This window comes from Mycobacterium spongiae, from assembly GCF_018278905.1.
GTDB classification, from domain to species: Bacteria; Actinomycetota; Actinomycetes; order Mycobacteriales; family Mycobacteriaceae; genus Mycobacterium; species Mycobacterium spongiae.
Map to the genome: position 1 here is coordinate 4,568,227 of NZ_CP046600.1, position 20,272 is coordinate 4,588,498.

Below are 20,272 nucleotides of genomic sequence, written 5' to 3' on the forward strand. Positions count from 1 at the left end.
AGACCGTTAAGGCGTCCCGCCACCGCCGACCGACTAGGGAATGTTGGCGAGCCAACTTTCCAGCTCACCGGCAGTTTCCCGGGCGAGTGAGTCAACTACATCGAAATGTCCGCAATCCATTTCAATAACAAAGTGGCGATGCGGATCAGCCACCGAGCCCCACAGGTCGACACTATCGTCATAAATTTCATTGAACGCGGGATTGACACGGTCGCGCGCCACCAAGGTCATCATTGGCAGATCCACCGATTCTTCCGGCTCCCAGCGTGACAACATAGATAGGTAGTTGAACGAAGCGGTCAGTTGACTTTCGTTGAGAATACCAAGAGTCTCGGCAACCTCTACCAAGTGCTCCAGCACACCTTCCCGGATGGTTTTGCGCTCTTCGAGCATCTGTTCAAGCGTCGAACCGGCCTCGTTCCGGGTAATTCTGATGCCCAGCTGCGACGGTGTATACGGGTCCAACAACGCCAGTCCGCATACCGGCAATCCCATTTTCTTGAGGCGGATAGCACTCAGGTAAGCCATTATTCCGCCAGACGAAAAACCTATCGGCACAATCCTTTTGATATCACCCAGATTCCGCAGCCTAGATGCCATCGCATCGGCCAACATCTCCGAAGCTACTTCTATATCTGCTGGAATACCATCCTCCGGGCCGTAGCCAGGTAGCTGAGAAATGTACACCGAATGACGATCCCCGACAGCGTCAACAATTCCCCGATATTCATGTATTCCCGACAAAGGCGTTAGCGAGGGCAGGAAAACCAGAGCGATATCTGATTTATCGGAAATTCGGAGATAGTCGGGACCACGCCACTCCGGACGCTCTACCGCGGTAACCCGTTTACGCAGTTCAGTTACCGCCGCCACAATGTTCCAGCCGCCTTGGAGATTGCCCGAATCTTTTGCCCGCAGGAACAACTTGGTCAGTTCATCGACCTCCTCCTCGGAGTCGACAGCTGCCGCATCAATTGTGCCCGGCTCGATATTCATCTGACTAAGCATGTGGACGGCAAGTTCTTGCGGGGTCGGGTGATCAAGAACCACGGTGCTCGACAAATTGATCCCGGTATCGGCTTTGATGCGATTGCGCAGCTCAATTCCGGTCAACGAATTGAACCCCGAATCCTTAAACGGCTGCCCACGATCAATCTCGGCGGCACTACCGCGTCCCAACACCGCCGCCGCATGCCCAGCGACCACCTCGGCGACCTCCGCGCACTGCTCAGCGAAACCCAACCCCGCCAACCGGGCCTTCAGCGCTGAGCCCGATCCCGAACCCGCCCCGGCCGTGATAGCAGGGGCCGGGGATGGGCCAGCCGGGGCTAATTCGGCCCACAACGGGCCCAGCATCCCCGTGGCGCCCATCGAGCGCAGCGCCGCACGATCGATCTGGGCGGCCACCACCGCCGCACGCCCACCAGCCAACGCCGCATCGAACAAGCCCACCGCCGTCGGCGCGCTCATCGGCGCGATCCCCGAGCGGGCCATCCGGCGCAGATCCTGCTCACCCATCCCGGAGGTCATAGCGCTTTGCTGGGCCCACAAACCCCAAATCAAAGACGTAGCAGCCAAACCCTGTGAACGCCGATACCCAGCCAACGCATCAACAAAACAATTGGCTGCGGCGTAGTTGGCCTGCCCCGGGCCACCAACCGTGCCCGACAGCGAAGAAAACAGCGCAAAAAGCCCCAGATTCATCTCCCGGGTCAATTCATGCAAATTCCAAGCGGCATCAACCTTGGAACGCAACACCGCATCCAGACGCTCAACGCTGAGATCGGTGACCACCGCGTCATCGAGCACCCCGCCGGCATGAATCACACCACTTAACGGATGCTCGACGCTGATCTGCGCCAACACCGCGCCAAGCTGATCACGATCAGCCACATCACACGCCAGCACCTGCACGCCAGCCCCCGCCGCGCCAAGCTCATCAACCAAATCACCGGCCCCAGGCGCCGCCAGCCCACGCCGGCTCACCAACACCACATGACGCACACCACAGTGAGCCACCACATGACGGGCCAACACCGATCCGGCCATCCCCGTACCGCCGGTGATCAACACCGTGCCCCACGCCCACGACGCCCCCGGCAGCGTCAACACCAACTTCCCGGTATGGCGGGCCTGACCCATCACCCGATACACCTGCCGAGCCCGACGCACATCAACCGCGCGAGTGGCAAGCGCCGACAACGCACCCGCATCAAACAACTCGGCCAACACCGACAACATCTGCTGAACCCGATCACCATCAACCGCGCCCAGATCAAAGACCTCATAGACCACCCCCGGATGCTGCACCGCGATCACCTCAGGGTCGCGGATATCGGTTTTACCCATCTCCACAAACCGACCACCCGCAGACAACAAACCCAGCGAGGCATCCACAAACTCGCCCGCCAAACAGTCCAACACCACATCAACCCCGCGCCCACCAGTCACCTCAGCGAACTTATGTGCGAAATCAAGACTGCGGGAATCACCAATATGATCCTCATCTAAACCCAACCCCCGCAGCACATCCCACTTACCGCGAGAAGCCGTGGCAAAAACCTCCGCACCCACATAACGAGCCAACTGAATCGCGGCCATCCCCACCCCACCGGTACCGGCATGAATCAGCACCGACTGTCCAGCACACAACCCGCCCAGATCCAGCAAGCCGTAATACGCGGTCAAAAACACCGCCGGCGCCCCCGCAGCCTGCGGCATCGACCACCCCTGCGGCACCGCCGTGAGCAACCGGTGATCACTGACCACGACCGGACCAGTGCCCTCACACAGCCCCATCACCGCATCACCAACAGCCAACCCACTGACCCCAGGGCCAACCTCCACAACCACCCCCGCACCCTCACAACCCAGCACTCGACCACTAGCCACTGTCTGCTCAGGAGGAAGAAGCCCTAACGAGAGAACGACATCGCGGAAGTTCACTCCCGCAGCCCGCAAAGCAATCCGCACCTGCCCGGCCGTCAACGCCGCCTGGGCACCCGGATGCTCACACAACGCCACCTCATCCAACCGACCCGACCCCGACGCCTCCAAACGCCACAACCCGCTGCCCTGATCAGGGATGGCCAACAACTCCTCATCAACAGCGGACAACCGAGCCGCATACCGCACCCCAGAACGGATCACCAACTGCGACTCACCGCTGGCCAACACCTGCGATACGTCAAGACCAGCATCATCATCGGTATCAACCACAACGATGCGCCCCGGGTGCTCGGTTTGGGCGCTACGCACCAACCCCCACAACGCGGCCGCGGCAAGATCATCGGCCACCCCCAGATCAGACAATTCAGTCCCGACAATGTCGCTCACCGGATCATCGACCACACTGACCGCACCCGACGTCACGATCACCAACACCCCAGGATGATCACCAGCCAACCAACGCTGAATCACCCCCAACCCAGCACGCACCAACCCATGAGTGGCCCCAACAACATCACCCCCGACACCAGCACCCCCACCACCGCCGCCAGCATGCTCAACGCCACTGCCGCGGAACTCCGCTACCCGCCAGCACACCGCCAACGACTCCGACAACTCACTTCGTGCCTCAACCCCCAACCCGGCGTCTGCAACAGCGCAGAACCGTTCCCACGACCACACCGACAAACCCGCCCCCGAGACACCATCGCCCGCAACCGATTCCAGCGCCCGCCAGGAAACCTGCAACAACGAACCACCAACAACCGGATCGACCTTGCGCACACCAGCAAGCAACTGCTCAACACTGACAGCACGAATAGCCAACGACTCCACCGAAACCAACAGCGCGCCATCAGCATCGGTGAGCTGCACACTAACCGTGTCGTCAGTCAAGATCCTGATATGTGCCCGGGCGTGCTGTGCCCCTGTCGACCACAGGCGTACCTGGTGCCAAGAGAACGGCAGCGATACCGAGCCCGCCTCCGCCCGAGCAGCATCGGCTACCCGGGTAGCCGCCAGCGCATGCAGGGCGGCATCCAACAGGATGGGGTGCACACCGAAGGCCATATCACTACCACTGGCCGCATCGGGGATCGTCACCTCGGCATAGATCTGGTCATCGAGCTGCCACATAGCACCTAAGCCCGCGAATTCCGGGCCGTACTCGTAACCTAATTTGGCCAGTCGCCCGTAGACCCCACCAACATCCACCGCGACTGCACCCACGGGGGGCCATGTCTGCAATTCGGACGTAGCTGAGGTGGCGCTCACGTTGCCGATGGTGCCCTGGGCGTGTAGCACCCAGTCGGCGCCCTCGCGGTCGATACGCGAATACAGCGCCACCTCACGAGTACCGTCAGGATGCGGCGGGCTTACTTGAATCCGCACATCAACACCCAGCTCACCCGGAATCACCAGCGGCACCATCACGACTACCTGCTCGATGCCCTCGCAGCCAACGGCATCAGCCGCACGCAACACCATCTCCACCAGGCCAGTACCGGGCACAATCAACACCCCGCCAACCTGATGGCCGACCAACCACGGATGGGTAGCCACCGAAAGCCGCCCGGTAAGCACCACCGACCCGCTACCAGGATCCTCGATCACCGCGCTCAACATGTCATGGGCCACAGGCCGAATGCCCGCACCAGCCAGATCACCGATCTCCCGGCTACTGTCCAACCAGAACCGCTGCCGCTGAAACGCATACGTCGGCAACCCAACCCGCTGGGCCCCGGACCCTTCGAACACCGCAGACCAGTCGACTCCAACACCACCGGCGTAAGCAAAAGCGATAGAACGCAACATCCGGTCCAACCCGCCGTCATCGCGACCCAACGAGGGCACCACCACATCCTGGCCCCCGGCTCCACCGCCAGCGCCCCGCGCTTCCAAACACTCCTCAATCGCGGCCAACAACACCGCATGAGGACTGACCTCAACAAACACCGTATGCCCGCTAGCGTGCGCACTATCTACCGCTGATGCGAAATCAACAGTGCGCCGCAAGTTCTCAAACCAATAATCAGCATCCAACCCAGCGGTATCCATCACCTCACCAGACAGCGTGGAGAAAAACGCCACCGGCGCGCTGCGCGCACAGATATCACCCAACCCACCAATCACATCGGACTTAATCGCCTCCACCTGCGCGCAATGAGAGGCATAGTCAACATCAATGCGCCGACACCACACACCGGCCACATCACAACGATCCACCACCTGCTCCACGGCATCAACATCACCAGAAACCACCACCGAACCCGGCGCATTAACCACCGCAACACTGAGCCGATCACCAAACTCACCGATCAACTCCGCCACCCGCTCACGACCCACCCCGATCGCGGCCATAGCACCTGAACCCGCCAACCGCACCAACGCCTGACTCCGCAACGCCACGACCTTGGCGCCCTCAGCCAACGACAACGCACCAGCCACACACGCCGCAGCAATCTCACCCTGGGAATGACCAATCACCGCATCCGGAATAACCCCCACCGAAGCCCACACCCGAGCCAACGACACCATCACCGCCCACAACACCGGCTGAACCACATCAACCCGATCCAGCCCCGGCGCCCCCGACACCCCACACACCACATCAACCAACGACCACTGCACAAACGGCGCCAACGCCCGCTCACAAGCATCCATCGCCTCAGCAAAAACCGGTGACTCCCGATACAACTGCTGACCCATCCCCAACCACTGCCCGCCCTGACCCGGAAACACCAACACCGTCTTACCGACCCGACGCGCCTGCCCACTAACCACCGCAACATTCGGCCGCCCCGCCGCGACATCAGCCAAACCACTGACCAATTCCTCACGGCTACGCCCCACCACCACCGCACGGTGATCAAACACCGCCCGAGTCGACACCAACGAATACCCCACATCGGCGACACCCAAATCCGGACAAGCACCCACATACCCAGCAAGCCGACCAGCCTGAGCAACCAACCCATCAGCCGACTTAGCCGACACCACCCACGGCACGGTGCCCGAGGTCCATGACACGGCTGGGCTCTGCGGCGCTTGGCCGGCGGGATCAGCCAGCGGCGCCGGTGGGGCGGCCACAATCACATGCGCGTTGGTGCCGCTGATTCCGAATGCGGAGACCGCAGCTCGGCGTGGGCGTCCGTCGGTGTCAGGCCATGGGCGTGATTGGGTGAGTAGTTCAACGGCTCCGGCCGACCAATCCACCTCGGAGGTGGGGGTATCCACATGCAGTGTGGCCGGCAGGGTTGCGTGTTGGAGGGCTTGAACCATTTTGATCACACCGCCGATGCCTGCGGCGGCTCCGGTGTGGCCGATGTTGGACTTCAGTGAGCCCAGCCATAGCGGCGAATCGCTGTTGTGGGCCTGGCCGTAGGTGGCCAGCACGGCTTGGGCTTCGATGGGGTCTCCCAGCGTGGTGCCGGTGCCGTGGGCCTCGACGACATCGACGTCGGCCCGCTCGATGCCGGCATCAGCAAGCGCGGCGTCAATCACCTGGGCCTGGGCCGGCCCGTTGGGAGCGGTCAGTCCGTTGGAGGCGCCGTCCTGGTTGACTGCTGAGCCTTCCAGCACCGCTAAGACCTGCCGGCCGGCGCGGCGAGCATCAGAGAGACGCTGCAAGACCACCATCGCAGCGCCCTCGCCGAACCCGGTTCCGTCGGCAGCATCGGCGAATGCTTTGCAGCGCCCGTCAACAGCCAGCCCACGCTGGCGGCTAAACCCGATAAACAACGCGGGGCTGGCCAATACAGTGGCCCCACCGGCCAGGGCCAGCTCGCAGTCCCCTGAGCGCAGCGCTCGAACGGCCACGTTCAGCGCGACCAGCGATGAGGAGCACGCGGTGTCCACCGACATGGCCGGACCCTGTAGTCCCAGACTGTAGGAGATCCGGCCCGAAGCCACACTGGATGTCTGTCCGGTTCCTACATACCACTGGGCCTGTTCTGCGGTGGCGCCGTAGTCGTTGCTGTACACACCGACAAACACCCCGGTCGGGCTGCCACGCAGACCGGTCGGGTCGATCCCGGCGTCTTCTAAAGCCTCCCAGGACGTTTCGAGTAACAGCCGCTGTTGGGGATCCATCACCATGGCCTCACCCGGTGAGATACCGAAGAACTGGGCATCGAAATCGGTGACGCCCTCGATGAATCCGCCATGGCGGGTGTAGCACTTGCCGGGTGTATCAGGATCAGGGTCAAACAAGTTCCCCAGATCCCATCCCCGATCATGCGGGAACTCAGTGATCACATCACGACCGTGGGACACCACATCCCATAAATCAGCCGCCGAGGACACCCCGCCCGGATAGCGACACCCGATACCCACAATGGCAATCGGCTCAGCAGCATCAAAAGAGGCTTGCCGGGGCTGGGGCCGACTCGCGCCGACCTGCGGGGTGCCGAACATCTTCTCCACCAGATGGGCCGCTAACGCCGCAGGGGTCGGGTGATCAAAAACCACGGTGCTCGACAAATTGATCCCGGTATCGGCTTTGATGCGATTGCGCAGCTCAATTCCGGTCAACGAATTGAACCCCGAATCCTTAAACGGCTGCCCACGATCAATCTCGGCGGCACTACCGCGTCCCAACACCGCCGCCGCATGCCCAGCGACCACCTCGGCGACCTCCGCGCACTGCTCAGCGAAACCCAACCCCGCCAACCGGGCCTTCAGCGCTGAGCCCGATCCCGAACCCGCCCCGGCCGTGATAGCAGGGGCCGGGGATGGGCCAGCCGGGGCTAATTCGGCCCACAACGGGCCCAGCATCCCCGTGGCGCCCATCGAGCGCAGCGCCGCACGATCGATCTGGGCGGCCACCACCGCCGCACGCCCACCAGCCAACGCCGCATCGAACAAGCCCACCGCCGTCGGCGCGCTCATCGGCGCGATCCCCGAGCGGGCCATCCGGCGCAGATCCTGCTCACCCATCCCGGAGGTCATAGCGCTTTGCTGGGCCCACAAACCCCAAATCAAAGACGTAGCAGCCAAACCCTGTGAACGCCGATACCCAGCCAACGCATCAACAAAACAATTGGCTGCGGCGTAGTTGGCCTGCCCCGGGCCACCAACCGTGCCCGACAGCGAAGAAAACAGCGCAAAAAGCCCCAGATTCATCTCCCGGGTCAATTCATGCAAATTCCAAGCGGCATCAACCTTGGAACGCAACACCGCATCCAGACGCTCAACGCTGAGATCGGTGACCACCGCGTCATCGAGCACCCCGCCGGCATGAATCACACCACTTAACGGATGCTCGACGCTGATCTGCGCCAACACCGCGCCAAGCTGATCACGATCAGCCACATCACACGCCAGCACCTGCACGCCAGCCCCCGCCGCGCCAAGCTCATCAACCAAATCACCGGCCCCAGGCGCCGCCAGCCCACGCCGGCTCACCAACACCACATGACGCACACCACAGTGAGCCACCACATGACGGGCCAACACCGATCCGGCCATCCCCGTACCGCCGGTGATCAACACCGTGCCCCACGCCCACGACGCCCCCGGCAGCGTCAACACCAACTTCCCGGTATGGCGGGCCTGACCCATCACCCGATACACCTGCCGAGCCCGACGCACATCAACCGCGCGAGTGGCAAGCGCCGACAACGCACCCGCATCAAACAACTCGGCCAACACCGACAACATCTGCTGAACCCGATCACCATCAACCGCGCCCAGATCAAAGACCTCATAGACCACCCCCGGATGCTGCACCGCGATCACCTCAGGGTCGCGGATATCGGTTTTACCCATCTCCACAAACCGACCACCCGCAGACAACAAACCCAGCGAGGCATCCACAAACTCGCCCGCCAAACAGTCCAACACCACATCAACCCCGCGCCCACCAGTCACCTCAGCGAACTTATGTGCGAAATCAAGACTGCGGGAATCACCAATATGATCCTCATCTAAACCCAACCCCCGCAGCACATCCCACTTACCGCGAGAAGCCGTGGCAAAAACCTCCGCACCCACATAACGAGCCAACTGAATCGCGGCCATCCCCACCCCACCGGTACCGGCATGAATCAGCACCGACTGTCCAGCACACAACCCGCCCAGATCCAGCAAGCCGTAATACGCGGTCAAAAACACCGCCGGCGCCCCCGCAGCCTGCGGCATCGACCACCCCTGCGGCACCGCCGTGAGCAACCGGTGATCACTGACCACGACCGGACCAGTGCCCTCACACAGCCCCATCACCGCATCACCAACAGCCAACCCACTGACCCCAGGGCCAACCTCCACAACCACCCCCGCACCCTCACCACCAAGCTGGGCCAGCGCATCTGGATACGAACCCAACGCGATCAGCACATCGCGGAAGTTCACTCCCGCAGCCCGCAAAGCAATCCGCACCTGCCCGGCCGTCAACGCCGCCTGGGCACCCGGATGCTCACACAACGCCACCTCATCCAACCGACCCGACCCCGACGCCTCCAAACGCCACAACCCGCTGCCCTGATCAGGGATGGCCAACAACTCCTCATCAACAGCGGACAACCGAGCCGCATACCGCACCCCAGAACGGATCACCAACTGCGACTCACCGCTGGCCAACACCTGCGATACGTCAAGACCAGCATCATCATCGGTATCAACCACAACGATGCGCCCCGGGTGCTCGGTTTGGGCGCTACGCACCAACCCCCACAACGCGGCCGCGGCAAGATCATCGGCCACCCCCAGATCAGACAATTCAGTCCCGACAATGTCGCTCACCGGATCATCGACCACACTGACCGCACCCGACGTCACGATCACCAACACCCCAGGATGATCACCAGCCAACCAACGCTGAATCACCCCCAACCCAGCACGCACCAACCCATGAGTGGCCCCAACAACATCACCCCCGACACCAGCACCCCCACCACCGCCGCCAGCATGCTCAACGCCACTGCCGCGGAACTCCGCTACCCGCCAGCACACCGCCAACGACTCCGACAACTCACTTCGTGCCTCAACCCCCAACCCGGCGTCTGCAACAGCGCAGAACCGTTCCCACGACCACACCGACAAACCCGCCCCCGAGACACCATCGCCCGCAACCGATTCCAGCGCCCGCCAGGAAACCTGCAACAACGAACCACCAACAACCGGATCGACCTTGCGCACACCAGCAAGCAACTGCTCAACACTGACAGCACGAATAGCCAACGACTCCACCGAAACCAACAGCGCGCCGGTGTGATCGCTGAGCTGCACGGCGCTCTCGCCGTTGCCTAAAGGCTTGACATGCACGCGGGCTGCCCGCGCACCGCGTGACCACACCCGCACGCCGCGACCGGCGAAGGGCAGCCGTAGTTTGCCCTCGCCCAGGCCGTCGAGTTCATCAAAAAGTGCGGCGTGCAGCGCGACGTCAAGCAGAATCGGGTGAATACACACATCATCTGCCCGGGTGTGAGCGGCCTCCGGGATCGCTACCTCGGCGAAGATCTCCTCACCGCGTTTCCAGGCTGCTTGCACACCAACGAATTCCGGGCCGTATTCATAGCCGACCTCAGCCAGCCGCGGATACAGGTCACTGGTGTCCAAGCGCTCAGCACCCCGCGGCGGCCAGGTTTGCAACTGGGAAACCTCCGGGGCGCTGCCCACATCACCGATACTGCCCTGGGCGTGTAGCACCCAGTCGGCGCCCTCGCGGTCGATACGCGAATACAGCGCCACCTCACGAGTACCGTCAGGATGCGGCGGGCTTACTTGAATCCGCACATCAACACCCAGCTCACCCGGAATCACCAGCGGCACCATCACGACTACCTGCTCGATGCCCTCGCAGCCAACGGCATCAGCCGCACGCAACACCATCTCCACCAGGCCAGTACCGGGCACAATCAACACCCCGCCAACCTGATGGCCGACCAACCACGGATGGGTAGCCACCGAAAGCCGCCCGGTAAGCACCACCGACCCGCTACCAGGATCCTCGATCACCGCACTGAGCATCTGATGAGCCGCGCCCCCGATGCCCGCACCAGCCAGATCACCGATCTCCCGGCTACTGTCCAACCAGAACCGCTGCCGCTGAAACGCATACGTCGGCAACCCAACCCGCTGGGCCCCGGACCCTTCGAACACCGCAGACCAGTCGACTCCAACACCACCGGCGTAAGCAAAAGCGATAGAACGCAACATCCGGTCCAACCCGCCGTCATCGCGACCCAACGAGGGCACCACCACATCCTGGCCCCCGGCCCCACCGCCAGCGCCCCGCGCTTCCAAACACTCCTCAATCGCGGCCAACAACACCGCATGAGGACTGACCTCAACAAACACCGTATGCCCGCTAGCGTGCGCACTATCTACCGCTGATGCGAAATCAACAGTGCGCCGCAAGTTCTCAAACCAATAATCAGCATCCAACCCAGCGGTATCCATCACCTCACCAGACAGCGTGGAGAAAAACGCCACCGGCGCGCTGCGCGCACAGATATCACCCAACCCACCAATCACATCGGACTTAATCGCCTCCACCTGCGCGCAATGAGAGGCATAGTCAACATCAATGCGCCGACACCACACACCGGCCACATCACAACGACCCACCACCTGCTCCACGGCATCAACATCACCAGAAACCACCACCGAACCCGGCGCATTAACCACCGCAACACTGAGCCGATCACCAAACTCACCGATCAACTCCGCCACCCGCTCACGACCCACCCCGATCGCGGCCATAGCACCTGAACCCGCCAACCGCACCAACGCCTGACTCCGCAACGCCACGACCTTGGCGCCCTCAGCCAACGACAACGCACCAGCCACACACGCCGCAGCAATCTCACCCTGGGAATGACCAATCACCGCATCCGGAATAACCCCCACCGAAGCCCACACCCGAGCCAACGACACCATCACCGCCCACAACACCGGCTGAACCACATCAACCCGATCCAGCCCCGGCGCCCCCGACACCCCACACACCACATCAACCAACGACCACTGCACAAACGGCGCCAACGCCCGCTCACAAGCATCCATCGCCTCAGCAAAAACCGGTGACTCCCGATACAACTGCTGACCCATCCCCAACCACTGCCCGCCCTGACCCGGAAACACCAACACCGTCTTACCGACCCGACGCGCCTGCCCACTAACCACCGCAACATTCGGCCGCCCCGCCGCGACATCAGCCAAACCACTGACCAATTCCTCACGGCTACGCCCCACCACCACCGCACGGTGATCAAACACCGCCCGAGTCGACACCAACGAATACCCCACATCGGCGACACCCAAATCCGGACAAGCACCCACATACCCAGCAAGCCGACCAGCCTGAGCAACCAACCCATCAGCCGACTTAGCCGACACCACCCACGGCACGGTGCCCGAGGTCCATGACACGGCTGGGCTCTGCGGCGCTTGGCCGGCGGGATCAGCCAGCGGCGCCGGTGGGGCGGCCACAATCACATGCGCGTTGGTGCCGCTCATTCCGAATGCGGAGACCGCAGCTCGGCGTGGGCGTCCGTCGGTGTCAGGCCATGGGCGTGATTGGGTGAGTAGTTCAACGGCTCCGGCCGACCAATCCACCTCGGAGGTGGGGGTATCCACATGCAGTGTGGCCGGCAGGGTTGCGTGTTGGAGGGCTTGAACCATTTTGATCACACCGCCGATGCCTGCGGCGGCTCCGGTGTGGCCGATGTTGGACTTCAGTGAGCCCAGCCATAGCGGCGAATCGCTGTTGTGGGCCTGGCCGTAGGTGGCCAGCACGGCTTGGGCTTCGATGGGGTCTCCCAGCGTGGTGCCGGTGCCGTGGGCCTCGACGACATCGACGTCGGCCCGCTCGATGCCGGCATCAGCAAGCGCGGCGTCAATCACCTGGGCCTGGGCCGGCCCGTTGGGAGCGGTCAGTCCGTTGGAGGCGCCGTCCTGGTTGACTGCTGAGCCTTCCAGCACCGCTAAGACCTGCCGGCCGGCGCGGCGAGCATCAGAGAGACGCTGCAAGACCACCATCGCAGCGCCCTCGCCGAACCCGGTTCCGTCGGCAGCATCGGCGAATGCTTTGCAGCGCCCGTCAACAGCCAGCCCACGCTGGCGGCTAAACCCGATAAACAACGCGGGGCTGGCCAATACAGTGGCCCCACCGGCCAGGGCCAGCTCGCAGTCCCCTGAGCGCAGCGCTCGAACGGCCACGTTCAGCGCGACCAGCGATGAGGAGCACGCGGTGTCCACCGACATGGCCGGACCCTGTAGTCCCAGACTGTAGGAGATCCGGCCCGAAGCCACACTGGATGTCTGTCCGGTTCCTACATACCACTGGGCCTGTTCTGCGGTGGCGCCGTAGTCGTTGCTGTACACACCGACAAACACCCCGGTCGGGCTGCCACGCAGACCGGTCGGGTCGATCCCGGCGTCTTCTAAAGCCTCCCAGGACGTTTCGAGTAACAGCCGCTGTTGGGGATCCATCACCATGGCCTCACCCGGTGAGATACCGAAGAACTGGGCATCGAAATCGGTGACGCCCTCGATGAATCCGCCATGGCGGGTGTAGCACTTGCCGGGTGTATCAGGATCAGGGTCAAACAAGTTCCCCAGATCCCATCCCCGATCATGCGGGAACTCAGTGATCACATCACGACCGTGGGACACCACATCCCATAAATCAGCCGCCGAGGACACCCCGCCCGGATAGCGACACCCGATACCCACAATGGCAATCGGCTCAGCAGCATCAAAAGAGGCTTGCCGGGGCTGGGGCCGACTCGCGCCGACCTGCGGGGTGCCGAACATCTTCTCCACCAGATGGGCCGCTAACGCCGCAGGGGTCGGGTGATCAAAAACCACGGTGCTCGACAAATTGATCCCGGTATCGGCTTTGATGCGATTGCGCAGCTCAATTCCGGTCAACGAATTGAACCCCGAATCCTTAAACGGCTGCCCACGATCAATCTCGGCGGCACTACCGCGTCCCAACACCGCCGCCGCATGCCCAGCGACCACCTCGGCGACCTCCGCGCACTGCTCAGCGAAACCCAACCCCGCCAACCGGGCCTTCAGCGCTGAGCCCGATCCCGAACCCGCCCCGGCCGTGATAGCAGGGGCCGGGGATGGGCCAGCCGGGGCTAATTCGGCCCACAACGGGCCCAGCATCCCCGTGGCGCCCATCGAGCGCAGCGCCGCACGATCGATCTGGGCGGCCACCACCGCCGCACGCCCACCAGCCAACGCCGCATCGAACAAGCCCACCGCCGTCGGCGCGCTCATCGGCGCGATCCCCGAGCGGGCCATCCGGCGCAGATCCTGCTCACCCATCCCGGAGGTCATAGCGCTTTGCTGGGCCCACAAACCCCAAATCAAAGACGTAGCAGCCAAACCCTGTGAACGCCGATACCCAGCCAACGCATCAACAAAACAATTGGCTGCGGCGTAGTTGGCCTGCCCCGGGCCACCAACCGTGCCCGACAGCGAAGAAAACAGCGCAAAAAGCCCCAGATTCATCTCCCGGGTCAATTCATGCAAATTCCAAGCGGCATCAACCTTGGAACGCAACACCGCATCCAGACGCTCAACGCTGAGATCGGTGACCACCGCGTCATCGAGCACCCCGCCGGCATGAATCACACCACTTAACGGATGCTCGACGCTGATCTGCGCCAACACCGCGCCAAGCTGATCACGATCAGCCACATCACACGCCAGCACCTGCACGCCAGCCCCCGCCGCGCCAAGCTCATCAACCAAATCACCGGCCCCAGGCGCCGCCAGCCCACGCCGGCTCACCAACACCACATGACGCACACCACAGTGAGCCACCACATGACGGGCCAACACCGATCCGGCCATCCCCGTACCGCCGGTGATCAACACCGTGCCCCACGCCCACGACGCCCCCGGCAGCGTCAACACCAACTTCCCGGTATGGCGGGCCTGACCCATCACCCGATACACCTGCCGAGCCCGACGCACATCAACCGCGCGAGTGGCAAGCGCCGACAACGCACCCGCATCAAACAACTCGGCCAACACCGACAACATCTGCTGAACCCGATCACCATCAACCGCGCCCAGATCAAAGACCTCATAGACCACCCCCGGATGCTGCACCGCGATCACCTCAGGGTCGCGGATATCGGTTTTACCCATCTCCACAAACCGACCACCCGCAGACAACAAACCCAGCGAGGCATCCACAAACTCGCCCGCCAAACAGTCCAACACCACATCAACCCCGCGCCCACCAGTCACCTCAGCGAACTTATGTGCGAAATCAAGACTGCGGGAATCACCAATATGATCCTCATCTAAACCCAACCCCCGCAGCACATCCCACTTACCGCGAGAAGCCGTGGCAAAAACCTCCGCACCCACATAACGAGCCAACTGAATCGCGGCCATCCCCACCCCACCGGTACCGGCATGAATCAGCACCGACTGTCCAGCACACAACCCGCCCAGATCCAGCAAGCCGTAATACGCGGTCAAAAACACCGCCGGCGCCCCCGCAGCCTGCGGCATCGACCACCCCTGCGGCACCGCCGTGAGCAACCGGTGATCACTGACCACGACCGGACCAGTGCCCTCACACAGCCCCATCACCGCATCACCAACAGCCAACCCACTGACCCCAGGGCCAACCTCCACAACCACCCCCGCACCCTCACCACCAAGCTGGGCCAGCGCATCTGGATACGAACCCAACGCGATCAGCACATCGCGGAAGTTCACTCCCGCAGCCCGCAAAGCAATCCGCACCTGCCCGGCCGTCAACGCCGCCTGGGCACCCGGATGCTCACACAACGCCACCTCATCCAACCGACCCGACCCCGACGCCTCCAAACGCCACAACCCGCTGCCCTGATCAGGGATGGCCAACAACTCCTCATCAACAGCGGACAACCGAGCCGCATACCGCACCCCAGAACGGATCACCAACTGCGACTCACCGCTGGCCAACACCTGCGATACGTCAAGACCAGCATCATCATCGGTATCAACCACAACGATGCGCCCCGGGTGCTCGGTTTGGGCGCTACGCACCAACCCCCACAACGCGGCCGCGGCAAGATCATCGGCCACCCCCAGATCAGACAATTCAGTCCCGACAATGTCGCTCACCGGATCATCGACCACACTGACCGCACCCGACGTCACGATCACCAACACCCCAGGATGATCACCAGCCAACCAACGCTGAATCACCCCCAACCCAGCACGCACCAACCCATGAGTGGCCCCAACAACATCACCCCCGACACCAGCACCCCCACCACTGCCGCGGAACTCCGCTACCCGCCAGCACACCGCCAACGACTCCGACAACTCACTTCGTGCCTCAACCCCCAACCCGGCGTCTGCAACAGCGCAGAACCGTTCCCACGACCACACCGACAAACCCGCCCCCGAGACACCATCGCCCGCAACCGATTCCAGCGCCCGCCAGGAAACCTGCAACAACGAACCACCAACAACCGGATCGACCTTGCGCACACCAGCAAGCAACTGCTCAACACTGACAGCACGAATAGCCAACGACTCCACCGAAACCAACAGCGCGCCGGTGTGATCGCTGAGCTGCACGGCGCTCTCGCCGTTGCCTAAAGGCTTGACATGCACGCGGGCTGCCCGCGCACCGCGTGACCACACCCGCACGCCGCGACCGGCGAAGGGCAGCCGTAGTTTGCCCTCGCCCAGGCCGTCGAGTTCATCAAAAAGTGCGGCGTGCAGCGCGACGTCAAGCAGAATCGGGTGAATACACACATCATCTGCCCGGGTGTGAGCGGCCTCCGGGATCGCTACCTCGGCGAAGATCTCCTCACCGCGTTTCCAGGCTGCTTGCACACCAACGAATTCCGGGCCGTATTCATAGCCGACCTCAGCCAGCCGCGGATACAGGTCACTGGTGTCCAAGCGCTCAGCACCCCGCGGCGGCCAGGTTTGCAACTGGGAAACCTCCGGGGCGCTGCCCACATCACCGATACTGCCCTGGGCGTGTAGCACCCAGTCGGCGCCCTCGCGGTCGATACGCGAATACAGCGCCACCTCACGAGTACCGTCAGGATGCGGCGGGCTTACTTGAATCCGCACATCAACACCCAGCTCACCCGGAATCACCAGCGGCACCATCACGACTACCTGCTCGATGCCCTCGCAGCCAACGGCATCAGCCGCACGCAACACCATCTCCACCAGGCCAGTACCGGGCACAATCAACACCCCGCCAACCTGATGGCCGACCAACCACGGATGGGTAGCCACCGAAAGCCGCCCGGTAAGCACCACCGACCCGCTACCAGGATCCTCGATCACCGCACTGAGCATCTGATGAGCCGCGCCCCCGATGCCCGCACCAGCCAGATCACCGATCTCCCGGCTACTGTCCAACCAGAACCGCTGCCGCTGAAACGCATACGTCGGCAACCCAACCCGCTGGGCCCCGGACCCTTCGAACACCGCAGACCAGTCGACTCCAACACCACCGGCGTAAGCAAAAGCGATAGAACGCAACATCCGGTCCAACCCGCCGTCATCGCGACCCAACGAGGGCACCACCACATCCTGGCCCCCGGCCCCACCGCCAGCGCCCCGCGCTTCCAAACACTCCTCAATCGCGGCCAACAACACCGCATGAGGACTGACCTCAACAAACACCGTATGCCCGCTAGCGTGCGCACTATCTACCGCTGATGCGAAATCAACAGTGCGCCGCAAGTTCTCAAACCAATAATCAGCATCCAACCCAGCGGTATCCATCACCTCACCAGACAGCGTGGAGAAAAACGCCACCGGCGCGCTGCGCGCACAGATATCACCCAACCCACCAATCACATCGGACTTAATCGCCTCCACCTGCGCGCAATGAGAGGCATAGTCAACATCAATGCGCCGACACCACACACCGGCCACATCACAACGACCCACCACCTGCTCCACGGCATCAACATCACCAGAAACCACCACCGAACCCGGCGCATTAACCACCGCAACACTGAGCCGATCACCAAACTCACCGATCAACTCCGCCACCCGCTCACGACCCACCCCGATCGCGGCCATAGCACCTGAACCCGCCAACCGCACCAACGCCTGACTCCGCAACGCCACGACCTTGGCGCCCTCAGCCAACGACAACGCACCAGCCACACACGCCGCAGCAATCTCACCCTGGGAATGACCAATCACCGCATCCGGAATAACCCCCACCGAAGCCCACACCCGAGCCAACGACACCATCACCGCCCACAACACCGGCTGAACCACATCAACCCGATCCAGCCCCGGCGCCCCCGACACCCCACACACCACATCAACCAACGACCACTGCACAAACGGCGCCAACGCCCGCTCACAAGCATCCATCGCCTCAGCAAAAACCGGTGACTCCCGATACAACTGCTGACCCATCCCCAACCACTGCCCGCCCTGACCCGGAAACACCAACACCGTCTTACCGACCCGACGCGCCTGCCCACTAACCACCGCAACATTCGGCCGCCCCGCCGCGACATCAGCCAAACCACTGACCAATTCCTCACGGCTACGCCCCACCACCACCGCACGGTGATCAAACACCGCCCGAGTCGACACCAACGAATACCCCACATCGGCGACACCCAAATCCGGACAAGCACCCACATACCCAGCAAGCCGACCAGCCTGAGCAACCAACCCATCAGCCGACTTAGCCGACACCACCCACGGCATCGCGCCCGACGACCACGGGGCACCATCAGCACCATCGAAACCGTCAGCTCGAGAGGGTATTCGCTGCGCACCGCAGCCAGCTGCCGGTGCAGACTCCACAATCACATGCGCGTTGGTGCCGCCGAAGCCGAACGACGACACTCCGGCCAGCCTTGGGCGGTTCGTCCCGTCATGGGGCCACTCGGTTGACTCGTCCACAACCTTCAGGCGCATCCCGGGAAAGTCAATCTGAGGGTTGGGGGTCTCATATCGGAAGTTCGCCGGGATGACGCCGTGCTGCAAGGCACATACCACCTTGGCGAAACCGGCAAGCCCGGCCGCAACCTCCAGATGCCCCAGATTCGATTTGACCGCGCCCAACAGCAACGGGTTATCCACCGCCCGACCGCGCCCGAGCACCTGCCCCAACGCCCGAGCCTCAATCGGGTCACCCAATACCGTTCCGGTGCCGTGCGCCTCGACAAAATCCACTTGCTGCGGTTTGACCCCCGCAGATGCACACGCCGCCCGCAACACAGCCATCTGGGCGGATGGATTTGGTGCCGTCAGGCCATTTGAGCGGCCATCCTGATTCAGCGCAGACCCGCGAACCACCGCCAGTACCCGATCACCATCACAAATCGCGTCGTCGAGCCGCTTAAGGACAACGACCCCGGCACCCTCGCCGCGCACGTAACCATCAGCCGACGCGTCAAACGAATGGCACTGCCCAGACCGCGATAAGGCCTCAAGCAGCTCAAATCCCCGTGTCGTCGCCGGGGAGAGTAGAAGATTCACCCCGGCCGCCAACGCCAGGTTCGACTCGCCGGATCGCAAGTTCTGACACGCTAGGTGTACGGCCACCAACGACGATGAACACGCCGTGGCCACAGTCATCGACGGGCCGCGCAATCCAAAAATGTATGACACCCGATTGGCGATGATGCTCGGCGCCAAACCCGTGTTACGCCAGATGTTCACCTTGTCCGGATCTCGCGACGCGATCCCCGCGTACTCGCCGGAACTCGCACCAACGAACACGCCCGTCGGCGAATCAACCAACGAATCTGGCAGAATCCCGGAGTTCTCCAGGGCTTCGTAGACTACCTCCAGCAGAATTCTCTGCTGGGGATCCATAGCAGCCGCCTCGCTGGGGGTGATCCCAAAGAAATCCGCGTCGAATGAATCGACATCGCCCAGAAACGACCCCCACCGTCCAGCGTCCTGTACCAGGCCCGCCTCGAACCAGCCACCCCGTTCCAACGGCACTTCGCCTACCGCGCTGCGCCCCTCCTGCAAAAACTCCCAATACGAGTCCAGGCTGTCGATGCCGCCGGGGAACCGTAACCCCAACCCGATCACCGCAATATCGCCGTCCGTTGGCGTCCGCTCCGGACCCCTTGCCAGTTCCGGCGCTAACTGATCGCTCTCCGCGCCCGGGGCACCGGCCAGGTAACGCGACAACGCATCAACCGTCGGATACTGCCAGAATTCAACCGGCGAAACGTTGCGTTCCAGCAACTGAGATAGCTCACCGACCAGCGCCACCGCATCTTTTGATCCAAGACCGAGTTCACGAATCGGGGTGCTCGAATCAAGGGTTTCCAGCTCGCATTCAAGGAAGTCAGCCAGATAGGCGAGTAACCAGTTACGAAGGCCCGCCTCGTCGAAACCAGCA

At 62.7% G+C, this 20,272-nt stretch carries 1 pseudogene; it reads right to left on the bottom strand.

Annotation, left to right across the window (positions count from 1 at the left end):
* Nucleotides 1-33 precede the first annotated feature (33 nt).
* Nucleotides 34-20,229, bottom strand: a pseudogene (locus F6B93_RS18595) (SDR family NAD(P)-dependent oxidoreductase); the annotation flags it as partial.
* Between the last annotated feature and the right edge of the window lie 43 nt (nt 20,230-20,272).